The sequence below is a fragment of the Ornithinibacillus jepli genome, from assembly GCF_047228935.1.
In the GTDB taxonomy this organism is placed as follows: Bacteria; Bacillota; Bacilli; order Bacillales; family Amphibacillaceae; genus Ornithinibacillus.
The window spans coordinates 218,567-230,877 of the sequence record NZ_JBFEGG010000003.1 but is presented as its reverse complement, the minus strand read 5'-3'; the positions used below and the strand labels follow the sequence as shown (position 1 = coordinate 230,877).

The window sequence follows — 12,311 nt, the reverse complement described above, 5'->3', positions numbered from 1 at the left end:
CGTTGATGTTTTTATAAAATAGTTGATGATTTCGCAAGAACGGTTGAAAGTCGTGCAAAATGGTTGATGCTATTAAACGAACAAATTAATTACCCACTACCTCCACCTTAGCCAATTCCGCCTCCTGGTAACTTTCCTCTATCAAATCCTTATATTTTTCCTGGATCACATTAATCCTAAGCGACATCTTTGGTGTTAGCTCCCCACCATTGACTGTCCAAGGATCACTAACAATAACAATCTTCTTCGGTTGTTCAAATTTAGCAAATCGCTTCGTTCGTTCCATAACTTCTTTCTGTAGCAAGTCTTTTACTATTTTATAACGGCAAATTTCCTCTAATGATTCAGATCGCGCACCATTTTTCTTTGCCCATGGTAGCAGATTTTCATAATCAGGGTTAATTAGACACATTATAAACTTTCGATTATCACCAACTATTAACGATTGCTCAATATATGGGCTCTCATTGATAGCGTTTTCAATTGGTTGAGGAGCAACATTTTTTCCAGTTGATAGAACGAGAATCCTTTTTTTACGATCAATGATCTTTAAATAGTTATCCTCTGACCACTCACCAATATCTCCAGTCTTAAACCACTCGCCTTCAAAGGTTTCCACTGTGGCAGCGTCGTTTTTATAGTAACCCTTCATGACACTTGGTCCTTTTACTAGTACTTCTCCATCTTCCGCAAGCTTTACTTCTAAATTTGGTAATACTTTACCGACTGTACCTACTTTAGAACGGAGCATTGGATTTAACGTAATAACTGGGGATGTTTCTGTAAGTCCATACCCTTCAAGTATTGGCATATCAAGCGCCCAAAAGAAACGTGCTATATCTGGATTTAATGTACCGCCACCGGATACTAAACCACGAAGACGACCTCCGAGCTTTTCTTTTACTTTTCGGTAAACTAGACGGTCCGCTAATTGCCATTTTCTAGCAAAGCTTCTTGGCATTGATTCACCTAAAGCTAGATCCTGAACAGAAGAATTTAAATACAAATCATACCGTTCCTTTCCCACTTCAACAGCCCAATTGAATATCTTCTTCTTCAAGGCAGATCCACCGTTTATTTCATCCAGTACTTTTGCATATACCTTCTCAAATAAACGTGGAACACTTGTCATAATCGTTGGTTTGACTTCGACTAAATTATCTTGTATTGTTTCAATACTTTCGGCATAAGCAATTGTTGTTCCAACTGAGAGTAAAGTATAATGTCCTGCCATTCGTTCAAAAACGTGGGACAAAGGCAAATACGAGAGAGCTAAATCTTCAGGAAGCAGCTCAATAAACCAAAACTTCACTGCTTCTACATTAGATAAAAAGTTTCCGTGAGTGAGCATCGTGCCTTTTGGTTTACCAGTTGTACCAGATGTATAAATAATTGTTGCAAGCTGATCCTTACTAATTTGCTTCCAAATTTCTTCCCAGTCAGGAATCAAGTTTTCTTTTCCAATTCCTTCAAAATTTTCGAACGAAAGCTCGCCACCTACTGAGAACTCTGCTTCTGGATAAATCGTAATGACATAGTCTAGTTGTACGCCACCGGCAATAACCTTTTGCCTCTGTTCCTCATTTTCGACTACAACTGCTCGTGCATCTGAATTCTCTAATATATAGGCAACCTGATCTGGCGGTAATGTTGGGTAAACCGGTACACTAATTGCCTCGATACTTGCTAGGGCAAAATCGGTAATTCCCCACATCGGGTTACTATTAGAAAGTATGGCAACTTTGTCTCCTGGTTCAATTCCTAATGCCTTAAATCCTGAAGCTGCATGATAAATTTTTTCCCAAAACACCCTATAAGTCATATGTTGATAAATGCCATTTTCTTTCCACATATAGACATCTTTATCCGAATGTTTGGTAACCGTCTGATAAAGCATTTCTACTAGATTACTAGGGTTCATTCAAAAACCTCCTTGTATCGTTCTTAACTCTCGATACTTCTTCGTAATATCAAAAAGAAAATGAATTTAGTACGGTTTGTAGTTTCAATGCTAGCCCCATATTCCCTTTAATTTTTAACTTTCCACTCATAAATGCTGCAGTCGGATTCAATGCACCTGCAACTAAATCTTTAAAATCATCCGAGTTTAATGTGAGCTCGACATGTGCCTTCTTTTCCTCACCCTTAATTGCAAGAGCAGCTTCTGGCTCAATCATGATTTGGAATGTCCCACCATCGTCTCCCGTTAAATTAAATTGATATATTCCCTCCTTCCCATTCGTTACATTCGGGTCATAATGCAATGCTGCATCAATCATAGCAAACACATCTGCTGTTTTTGGTTTAACAAAGTCCATACAAAAATCCTCCTTATGAAAGATTCTCTATAATAGTGGCAGTTGCCATTCCAAAACCGATACACATGACTTGCAACCCGAATTTTCCGTCTATATCTTCTAATGTATGCAACAACGTGGTTAAAATTCTTGCTCCACTTGCTCCAAGTGGATGACCAAGCGCAATTGCTCCACCTCTACTATTTACTTTCGACAGGTTAGGCTGTAGTTCCTTCTCCCACGCCTTAACAACTGAGGCAAAAGCTTCATTTATCTCAATGGCATCGATTTGGTCTAAAGTAAGTCCTGTCTTTTGTAACACTTTCTCAGTAGCCGGTATAACTCCCGTTAACATCATAACCGGGTCTACTCCAACAACCGTTCTAGCAACAATCCTTGCTCGAGGCTTTAACCCAAGATTTAAGGCTTTATCCTTTGTCATCATTAATACGCCTGCAGCACCGTCACTAATCTGGCTTGAATTTCCCGCAGTCACGACGCCACCATCTGGATTAAATGAAGGCGTGAGTTCAGCTAATTTCTCCATGGATGTATTCGTTCTGATTCCTTCATCTTTAAAAAATGTTTCTCCATTACCTAGCGTGATGGGAATAATTTCTCTTTCAAATAGCCCTTGTTCTGTTGCCTCTCTTGCCTTCTTATGGCTCAATAACGAAAATTCATCTAATTCCTCACGCGTTAGGTCCCACTGGGATGCAATCATTTCCGCGGAAAATCCTTGAGGAACGATATTATAACGATCCATTAACTGTTCACTAAAAACCCCTAAATCACTACCCATTTGAACACGACTCATATTTTCCACACCACAAGCTATAACAATTTCACTATCCCCAGCAAGAATTGTTTGCGCTGCATTATGGATAGCTTGCTGACTAGAGCCACACATCCTGTTCAGCGAATAGGCTGGGACCTCTACAGGAAAACCAGCAGCTAGTACTGCCATCCTCCCAATATTCCCACCCTGCTCCTCTGTCATCGTGACACAGCCACAAACTACATCCTCTACTAATGTCGGGTCTAAGTTATTCCTTTCCACTAAACCTCTTAAGACCGGCACTACTAAATCAACCGGGTGGACATCAGATAATGCACCATTTTTCTTCCCAACGGCAGTTCGGATGGCATCTACAATAACGACTTCACGCATTTCTACACCTCCTTAAGTTAGAACGTAAATAACTCAATCCCACCAGATACATTTAAGCCAACACCAGTAATATACTTCGCTTTATCGGAAACTAAAAATATGATCGCATTGGCAATATCCTCAGGCTCGCCAGGTCGTTTAAAGGCAGTTCGGTTAATCATTCTTTCGTTCATTTTTGGGTTTCCTAAATGAAATGCTTCTGTCCCAATTATCCCTGGTACAATGGCATTCACATTAATACCAAAGCGTGCTCCCTCTAATGCCATACTTTTCGTAAAGCTGAGTAATCCACCTTTAGTGGTTGAATAACTTGCTTGCCCAAAACCACCGAGGGTTCCTGCGACAGATGCCATATTAATGATTTTTCCGTACTTTTGTTCCTTCATGTACGGCCATACGGCTTTCGTACAGTTATACGCCCCGGTTAAATTTACGTTTAAATCCCGTTCCCAATAATCATCATTTTGATCTTCAATTTGGGAAATATGATCTAATGTCCCTGCATTATTAATGAGAATATCTATTCGGCCAAACTCCTCCTTTACTTTGGCAAATACCTGCTCCACTTGCGCACGGTCCGTTACATCCATCTTCATTGCGAATGATCGACGTCCCATTTTCAGTATTTCGTTGGCCGTTTTATTGGCATAGACGACATTCGTGCTTTGCATAATTTGTGCCATCGGGCCGTATTTTTCCGCTTCCTTCTCATTCGATTCATCTGATTCGATTAAAATATCCGTGATGACGACATCTGCTCCTGCTTCTGCTAGTGCCAATGCATCAGCACGACCTAATCCTCTAGAAGCACCTGTTACCACTGCAACTTTTCCCTTTAATAACTCATTCCAAGACATATTTTCCCCTCCAACTAGTAACCTTCTAGAAAGTTCGCTTTTTGTTTTTGAAAAAATGCTGCTAGCCCGATACTTGGCTCATCTGATAGAAACGTATCAGCAAAAGCCTGTGCTTCTACTTTTAGCCCTTCCTCTAACCCTTTTTCGGTTGCATTAATTGCTCTTTTGGCTAGCCCCATTGCATGGACAGCACCTGTAGCAAGTTCCTCCGCAAACGCCGTCACTACTTCTTCAAACTGCTCACTTGGCACTGCACTATGGATTAGCCCAAGTGCTTCCGCTTCTTTCGCTTCTAACTTTTTACCGAAGAAAATGAGCTCCATTGCCATTGCCCGACCCAAAATTCTTGTCATTCGTTGGGTTCCACCCGCACCAGGTATTAGACCAAGTGAAACTTCTGTTAGTCCAATTTTCCCACTGCCCATTATCCGAAAGTCACATGCAAGAGCTAATTCACAGCCTCCTCCTAGTGCATAGCCATTAATGGCCGCTATCACAGGTTTTGGCATCTCAGCAAAACGTTGAAAGCATGCTTGCATTCTAGCACTCTCTTTTTCTATAAAATTATCATCTTCGACTGCTTCACCACTTGTCATCATCATGCCTTTTAAATCCGCACCAGCTAAGAAAATTTTAGGGTGTTTAGATGCAATGACTACCACTCTAGTTGCTTTATCATCAGTCAATTCGCCCACCGCTTCTTCAAGCTCCTGCATTAGTTCATAACCGATTGCATTCGCTGGTGGATTATTGATATGAATCCAAGTTACACCTTTATCTCTTCGTTCTATTTCCAATAAGTGATAGGACAATTTTATTTCTCCTTTCTAAACCCGAATATCAAATGGAGCATATTGTCTCCTAGCAATAACGAGATGTTGGATCTCATTTGTACCCTCAAAAATATCAAACACCTTTACATCACGGTACAACTTTTCTACTAAATGCCCTTCTAACCCTGTTGACCCAAGTAGTTCTAATGATTTCGAGCATACATCTAGGGCCATTTGACCTGCATAAGCTTTACACATTGCCGCTTCCTTTGCATTTTGTATCCCAAGGTCTGCCATCCAAGCAGCCTCCCAAGTTAGGAGTCTCGCAGCCTGTATATCCTCTTCTGCTTCGGCAAGCAATTGTGATGCCAAATGAAAATACTTACCATGCTTTGGATATTCTCTTTTTACAATGTCTAGCGTGTACTCATAAGCGGCTCTTGCAATCCCAATCGCCATTGCCGCAACAATTGGTCTCGTCGAGTCAAATGTTTTCATCGCGACTTGAAATCCTGATGGCCTTGTTCCACTAGCTTCATAGAGTTCCTCTCCACCTAATAGATTTTCAACTGGAACAAAACAGTCCTCGAACAATAACTCGGCTGTTTCATTTGCTCGTAACCCCATCTTCTTCACGAGTTTGGTACAGCTAAATCCTGGAGTACCTTTTTCCACGACAAAGGCTCTTTGCCCACTTCGACCAAGCTTTGCATCGACAGTCGCAAACACTACTACCCAAGAAGCACGACCACCATTCGTAATAAAGATTTTTTGCCCGTTCAGAATGTAACCACCTTCTGCTTTTTTTGCGGTAGTTCGGACTCCTGAAGCGTCTGATCCTGCCTCTGGTTCGGTTAAGGCATACGCTCCCCAGCGCGGCTTATCATTTGTAAAAATTGATAAAAATCTTTCCTTCTGTTCCGGAGTACCACTACTTTCAATTGGCGGTCCACCTAGTCCTGCACCAGGTAAAGAGAGTGTTATAGCTGGATCACCCCAAGCCATTTCCTCAGTTGCTAGTACACCCATACGATTGCCTTCTCTTTCCTGTTTTTTCTTTCCACTGGCTGAACCTTTTACACTACCAAAGGAAGAAGTATTTAAATGAATTCCCATTTGGTTTACTTGCTCCAGCCATTCATCGGGAACTTTCCCAAGTTTATCTGCCTCTAGTGCAATCGGGCGAATTTCATTTTCTGCAAACCAGTGTGTCATCTCTTTTATTTGCTGTTGCTGTTCGGACAGTTCAAATGAAATCATTCCACTGGCACCTCCACATTCTCCTTCAAAAGCTCTTCTCCACGTATCGTTAATATATCTCGTTCTTGCCCATACAGAGCGACTTGTGCCTGAGCATCCCGCATCCATTTCTCCACTGGAAATTCTTGAATAAAACCATGCCCACCGAGAAGCTGTACTGCCGCATCGGTTACAAAGCGAACACTTCTATGGGCTCGATGTAATGCACGTAAAGCAGATCCGTAAGCGGTCGAGGTTTCTTCATCCGCTTTTAAGGCTGCGTCCCAAACAAGTGACCGGACAATTCTTGTTTCAATAGCCATCTTAGCAATTTTGAAGGAGACTCCTTGGAATTTTGCAATCTCTTGTCCGAAAGCTTTTCTAGTAGCGGTATATTCGGTAGCATAATCCAAAGCCGCCTCCATTAGCCCCTGTTCTTTTGCTGCTTGGAGAATGTAATGTCGTGTTTGGAACTTTTTAATTAGATTGTCCGCTTCTTTACCAAATGCTAATAATTTAGATACTGGTACATTTTCAAAACGGATCTTTCCTAACCCAGAAGCTAAAAGTCCTAACCTGTAATCCCCGTCTTCAACAGACCACTGGTCATTTTCCAGAAAAAAAATCAACGAATTACACGCTTCATCCTTAGCAAATATAACTAATTCTTCTGCAAAGTGAGCTAATCTCACTGGTTCTGTTATCCCATTTAAGCGATAGCCGTTACCTTCCTTTTTCATAGATACGGAATGGCGCAACATGTTCTCTATGTTAGTGAGATCGACTATTGCTGTTGTTGGATTTTCCTGACTTCGGAAACGTTCTTTCAAAGCTTGGAATTGAGAATGTTCTCGTTGTAGACGAAATAAAGGACCGACATCTCCAGAGCCAGTAAAACCTTGTAATACTCCTAAATCTCCATAGCTCAATTCCTTGATAATTTGAACCTGACTGATTAATGGTAATTCAAGACCACCCCACTCCTCAGGTAACTCTAATGACAAAAATCCTAATTCGTTTGCTTCTGCGATGAGAATTTCATCTACTTTTTGCTTTACTTCTGCTTCTCTTGCAAGTTTTCGGATTCTATCTTTAGCGAATTCTTTTACAACATTAGCAAATGCTACTTCATCTTCTGTCGCACGAAATGAAATCATTTTCTCCACCCCTAAAAAAGGGAGATGATTCTCCCTTAATTTTTCGTTTTATTGTAAGTAGCTAATATATCCTGTAATTTTAGTGCTAGACCCATATTTCCTTTAATTTTTAAGCGACCACTCATGAATGCTTTTGTACCATTTAGTTCTCCATTAGCCATGGCTAGAAAATCTTCTTTTACCATTATGAGGGTACAGTCTGGTTTTTCTTGTACTCCCTCAGCTGCATAGCTTTCCTCACCTCGTAAAACAAGCTGAAAAGCAGTCGAGTTATCATCATGGAAATTAAACTGATAAACTGCTTGAACTCCCTTGGTTTTCGTAGAATCCTCTTTTAACGCTTGATCAATTTCATTAATCAACCTTTTTACTTCTTCCATTACAATTCCTCCTATTTTTTATCAACGTTCTTAATTTAAGAGTACGGGAAGAAGAGGGAGTTTAGAATTCCGTATTATGTAGGGATTTGAAAGGGAGGAAGAATTTAGTCTACGTTAGTATGTAGGGTACATAGCTTGTGGATAGGGCAGACTATTGGACTCTTTTTTATAATTAAGAGCCAATTTGTCTAATAGATGATTCCTAATAGACGATTTAAAGGAATATCGTTCAGTTTTGTCCGATAGAGTCGTTCTAATGAACATGATTAACACCTAACGTCTTCCTTTTGTCTAATAGCAAGTTTCTAATGGAAAATTTCCGGGTATTCATAATGATTTTTGTCCAATAGAAATCACCTCAAATCATTAGCACCGCTACTGACAGTTCGTTATAATAGAATTAGGAAGGGGTTAGAGCTTATGATTAAAGTAAAGATGAATGTTCAAACTGCTTACCATGGGGAACTTTTTCGAGCTGGGAAAGTATATGAAGTGGATGAAAAAACAGCAAAGCGCTGGATAGCGAGTAAGTTAGCAATAGCTGTAGAAGAAAAGTAATTTACTAGATTCTACTCAATACCTAAATTATGTCATCATTACATAAAAAATCCCGTTAGTTTGATTACTAACGGGATTTTGCTTAGAAATACTAACGATTCGCGAAAAATTCTTCTGCTTTTTCTAGGAATACTTCTTGTTCTGGTGTCAAATCATATTCTTCCTCGATTGCATTTACTGGACATGCTGCTTTACAAGCACCACAGTCAATACAAATATCGGGATCTATGTAGAATTGATCTGGACCTTCTTCTATACAATCAACCGGGCAGACACTGACACATTCAGCTGCCTTTTCTTGTCTGCATGGATCTAAAATTACAAAAGCCATCTATGTTAACCCTCCTAATCTATTCAAGGTATATCTTCATTTTAATGATACATCTACTCATTGTTCAAGTAAACCGTTTCAAATAGAGATAATTAGGATTAAGTAAATAAAATTCATTTTTTTCTCCTTATTGATGATCAACCTTAGCAAATTCGGAAGTATTTCTAAACTTTTCGTATCCCCTATCTACTCAATTCCTTTACCATCACAATATGCGGTCCAATGGGCGGATAATCAAACACTTCACCATGAGGTTTAAACCCTAATCTCTCATAGTATTCTTGTACAGACGTTCTTCCCATACACCACAAAATTTCCGTTTCCTTCTCACTAATACGATTTTCTGCAAATTGAACAACAGCTCTACCAGCTCCTAGCTTTCGGTGGCTAGGAAGTGTTGCCATCGCCCGTAAACGATATTGCTTTTTACTAGAAAGCTCGGGATGATTCTCTTCATAAAAGGAAGCAATACTGACTAATGTTTCTTCGTAATAAGCTCCAACATGAAATGCATTTTCATCATGGTCAGTATCATATATACATGCCTCAAATGGTTGATGTGGTCGTAAAATGGTATGTCTTAGATCATAGGCCATTTCTGGTTTTATTTCTCTAACCTTTAACATGTTTCCACTCCGTTTCTTATTGGTATGTATATTTAATTCCATTTCACACGAGATATTTCCTGCATCTATGTAAATATGATCCAATTTGGCAATTTACTAAATAAAAAACTACCTAAGCCGTTTTCTACTTAGGTAGTTACATTAATTAGTTTTTTTCCTTTAACTTTGCAAGGGCATCCGCTAAGGCATTATTTGTGAAGCCATCGTCTTGCTTTTTCAAATATTTATTTACATCCTTTTTGGAAACCTTATGCTTTTTCTCTTGTTCTTTACGTTTATTAAAAGTAGATAGTTTTTCTCGATGACCACAAGAACAAGTGAACATTTGCCCTTCCCCTTCACCGCGCAATTCTAATCGCTTATGACAATTTGGACAACGGGCATTTGTCTTTTTGGCGATATTTTTCTTATGACCACAAGAACGGTCCTGACATACTAACATCCGACCATGCTTATTATTTACTTCAAGCATCAGCTTTCCACAGTCTGGACATTTCGTACCTGTCATATTGTCATGTTTGAATTTACTATCGTTACCTTTAATTTCTTGAACAATTTCCTTCGTATAATCTTTGATTTCAGATATAAACCTATTTTTATTCAGTTTTCCTTCTGCAATTAAACTGAGCTTCTGTTCCCATTCTGCTGTTAAAGCCGGAGAACGTAAATCTTCTGGAGCGAGATCTAGTAATTGTTTACCTTTTGATGTAATAAAGATATGCTTACCCTTTAGCTCCATATAGCCACCATTGAAAAGCTTATCAATAATGTCTGCTCGTGTTGCAACGGTACCAATTCCACCTGTTTTTTGCAAGGTCCCGGCCAAATGTTTTTCATCAGGATTCATATAACGAACCGGATTTTCCATCGCTTGAAGTAGCGCACCTTCTGTAAAACGTTCAGGTGGTTTTGTGTTACCTGTTGTAATACTTAGTTTGATATCAGAAAACTTATCCCCTTGCTTCACAATAGGTAATTGCTGGTCATCTGAATCCTCTTCATCAAAATTCCGGTCATAAATTGCTTTCCAACCTTGTTTCTTCACGACTTTTCCTTTTGCAGTAAACGATTCATGTCCGACTTCAGCATAAATGGTTGTTTGTTCATACTCATAGGCATCCATTAATACAGCTAAGAAACGTTTAACTACTAAATCATAGATTCTACGTTCTTTATCATCTAATTCTGCTAACACAACCGGTTCTTCAGTAGGAATAATCGCATGGTGATCACTTACTTTTGCATCATCTACAACAGACTTGGGCAATTTATTAATTCCTTTACGAAGAATATCTTGTGCAAAACGGGCATATTGATCTACTCCACATGCTTGTAATCTGTCCTTTAAAGTTGGAACAATATCTGTAGAAATAACCCTAGAGTCCGTACGTGGATATGTTAATACCTTGTGACGTTCGTAAAGCTTTTGCATAATGGATAATGTTTGTTTACCAGAAAAACCAAATATACGGTTCGCATCGCGCTGCAATTCTGTTAAATCGTATAGCTGCGGAGCGAATTTCTTTTTTGCTGTTCTCTCCACTTTAATGATAGTTAATGGCTGTCCTTTTAGCTTACCAAAAAGGCTCTCCGCTTTCTCTTTAGAAAACATACGCGTATTGTTTTTATTATCTTGCCAAGTATACGTAACACCTGCTTGTACTTTCGCTTGTATACCATAGTACGTTTGCGGTTTAAAGTTTTTGATTTCTTCTTCTCTTGTTGCCACCATTCCTAATGTTGGTGTTTGTACACGTCCACTGGAAAGCTGAGCATTAAATTTAGTCGTCAGTGCTCTTGTCGCATTAAGTCCAACATACCAATCCGCTTCTGACCTTGCAACCGCTGATGCATATAAATGTTCATATTCTTTCCCTGGCTTTAGTTTCTTGAATCCATCACGTATTGCTTTATCTGTTACTGAAGAAATCCATAGTCGTTTAACCGGTTTTTGAATGCGGGCTTTTTCGATTATCCACCGAGCAACAAGTTCTCCTTCACGACCAGCATCTGTTGCAATGACGATTTCTTTTACATCCTGACGATTCATTTGTGTTTTTACCGCACTAAATTGCTTCCCTGTTTTCTTCATGACGACTAATTTCAAATTAGAAGGAAGCATTGGTAAGTCTTCTAAACGCCATTGTTTATATTTGTCATCATAGGTTTCAGGATCAGCTAATGTCACTAAATGCCCAAGTGCCCAAGTTACAATATATTTGGATCCTTCCATAAATCCGTTGCCTTTTTTCGTACAATTTAATACTCGTGCGATATCCCGACCTACGGAAGGTTTTTCTGCTAATACTAATGTTTTACTCATGTGTGTAAATTCCTCTCTTCAAACTTCTACCTTAACACTATACCATATCTGGCTTATTGTTCTTTCGGTCCATTACTAGTGATACGTAGTAGTAAACTAATGCTGCAATAATCCCACCAATTACGTATGTCCATGATGCTTGTGACAAGAACACAAAACGTTCATCTACTATCGTCAAAATTACTGTATAAATTAACGCCACTACAATCCCAGCTAATATAAATAGCCCATATCTACTATAATGACGAGCTAAAGGTGATGAAAAATTTATTCTCTTAATGACAGAATCAATAAGATAAGAAAGTGGAATCCCACTAATTACATACACCGGTGCAGAATATAATAGAAAGAACCCCATTGAAATCCATATACTATTAGACGTGTAAGTTAAGTAGGTCATTAATCCTAAAATAAAACTAAAGATAACAGCGGAGAGAATAGCTGTTAAAAATTTCCTAAACATAATTTTTCCTCCATTTAAATGACGACGATTTTTAATAAACATCTTTCCCTTATTCCAACGATACCAAAATCTATCTTACAAGAACAGAATTAAGTCATTAAATTTCTACCACCCGTTAGGAAAGCACACAACATCC

Annotated in this window: 13 protein-coding genes; 1 reads left to right on the top strand and 12 read right to left on the bottom strand. The window is 39.1% G+C overall.

The window, feature by feature from the left end; genetic code table 11:
* Positions 1 to 85: 85 nt before the first annotated feature.
* The 8 genes from AB1K81_RS12960 to AB1K81_RS12925 are packed head-to-tail and all read right to left on the bottom strand — an operon-like array spanning position 86 to position 7,874.
* A complete protein-coding gene (locus AB1K81_RS12960; protein WP_412977073.1) occupies positions 86 to 1,921 on the bottom strand; it encodes an AMP-dependent synthetase/ligase in 1,836 nt (611 codons plus the stop codon).
* Positions 1,922 to 1,970: 49 nt separating this feature from the next.
* The gene (locus tag AB1K81_RS12955; RefSeq protein ID WP_412977072.1) at positions 1,971 to 2,318 is read right to left on the bottom strand and encodes an SCP2 sterol-binding domain-containing protein; all 348 of its coding nucleotides are present in this window, start codon (positions 2,316 to 2,318) and stop codon (positions 1,971 to 1,973) included.
* A 13-nt stretch (positions 2,319 to 2,331) separates the two neighbouring features.
* Complete coding sequence (locus AB1K81_RS12950) at positions 2,332 to 3,468, bottom strand: thiolase family protein (RefSeq protein WP_412977071.1); 1,137 nt, start codon at positions 3,466 to 3,468, stop codon at positions 2,332 to 2,334.
* Between the two features lie 17 nt (positions 3,469 to 3,485).
* Positions 3,486 to 4,325 (bottom strand): SDR family NAD(P)-dependent oxidoreductase, encoded by an 840-nt coding sequence (locus tag AB1K81_RS12945; RefSeq protein WP_412977070.1) that lies wholly within the window; start codon positions 4,323 to 4,325, stop codon positions 3,486 to 3,488.
* Positions 4,326 to 4,339: 14 nt separating this feature from the next.
* The gene (locus AB1K81_RS12940) at positions 4,340 to 5,137 is read right to left on the bottom strand and encodes an enoyl-CoA hydratase/isomerase family protein (protein ID WP_412977069.1); all 798 of its coding nucleotides are present in this window, start codon (positions 5,135 to 5,137) and stop codon (positions 4,340 to 4,342) included.
* A 15-nt stretch (positions 5,138 to 5,152) separates the two neighbouring features.
* Positions 5,153 to 6,358, bottom strand: coding sequence for an acyl-CoA dehydrogenase family protein (locus tag AB1K81_RS12935; protein ID WP_412977068.1), 1,206 nt, complete (start codon positions 6,356 to 6,358; stop codon positions 5,153 to 5,155).
* Entirely contained in the window at positions 6,355 to 7,494 is a 1,140-nt protein-coding gene (locus tag AB1K81_RS12930) for an acyl-CoA dehydrogenase family protein (protein WP_412977067.1), read from the bottom strand. The genes AB1K81_RS12935 and AB1K81_RS12930 overlap by 4 nt, the downstream gene beginning before the upstream one ends.
* Positions 7,495 to 7,529: 35 nt before the next feature.
* The gene (locus AB1K81_RS12925; protein WP_412977066.1) at positions 7,530 to 7,874 is read right to left on the bottom strand and encodes an SCP2 sterol-binding domain-containing protein; all 345 of its coding nucleotides are present in this window, start codon (positions 7,872 to 7,874) and stop codon (positions 7,530 to 7,532) included.
* 420 nt (positions 7,875 to 8,294) lie between these two features.
* Here AB1K81_RS12925 and AB1K81_RS12920 point away from each other — a divergent pair, with 420 nt between their 5' ends.
* Positions 8,295 to 8,432, top strand: a complete 138-nt coding sequence (locus AB1K81_RS12920) for a hypothetical protein (RefSeq protein WP_412977065.1) — start codon at positions 8,295 to 8,297, stop codon at positions 8,430 to 8,432.
* Positions 8,433 to 8,523: 91 nt separating this feature from the next.
* On the opposite strand, the gene AB1K81_RS12915 is transcribed toward AB1K81_RS12920, so the two are convergent.
* The 4 genes from AB1K81_RS12915 to AB1K81_RS12900 all read right to left on the bottom strand — a co-directional run bounded on the left by AB1K81_RS12915 (position 8,524) and on the right by AB1K81_RS12900 (position 12,175).
* Positions 8,524 to 8,763: a DUF362 domain-containing protein gene (locus tag AB1K81_RS12915; protein ID WP_186870380.1), complete on the bottom strand. Its 240-nt coding sequence runs from the start codon at positions 8,761 to 8,763 to the stop codon at positions 8,524 to 8,526.
* 182 nt (positions 8,764 to 8,945) lie between these two features.
* Positions 8,946 to 9,389: a GNAT family N-acetyltransferase gene (locus AB1K81_RS12910; protein WP_412977064.1), complete on the bottom strand. Its 444-nt coding sequence runs from the start codon at positions 9,387 to 9,389 to the stop codon at positions 8,946 to 8,948.
* A 145-nt stretch (positions 9,390 to 9,534) separates the two neighbouring features.
* Complete coding sequence (locus AB1K81_RS12905) at positions 9,535 to 11,712, bottom strand: DNA topoisomerase III (RefSeq protein ID WP_412977063.1); 2,178 nt, start codon at positions 11,710 to 11,712, stop codon at positions 9,535 to 9,537.
* 37 nt (positions 11,713 to 11,749) lie between these two features.
* Entirely contained in the window at positions 11,750 to 12,175 is a 426-nt protein-coding gene (locus tag AB1K81_RS12900) for a hypothetical protein (RefSeq protein WP_412977062.1), read from the bottom strand.
* Between the last annotated feature and the right edge of the window lie 136 nt (positions 12,176 to 12,311).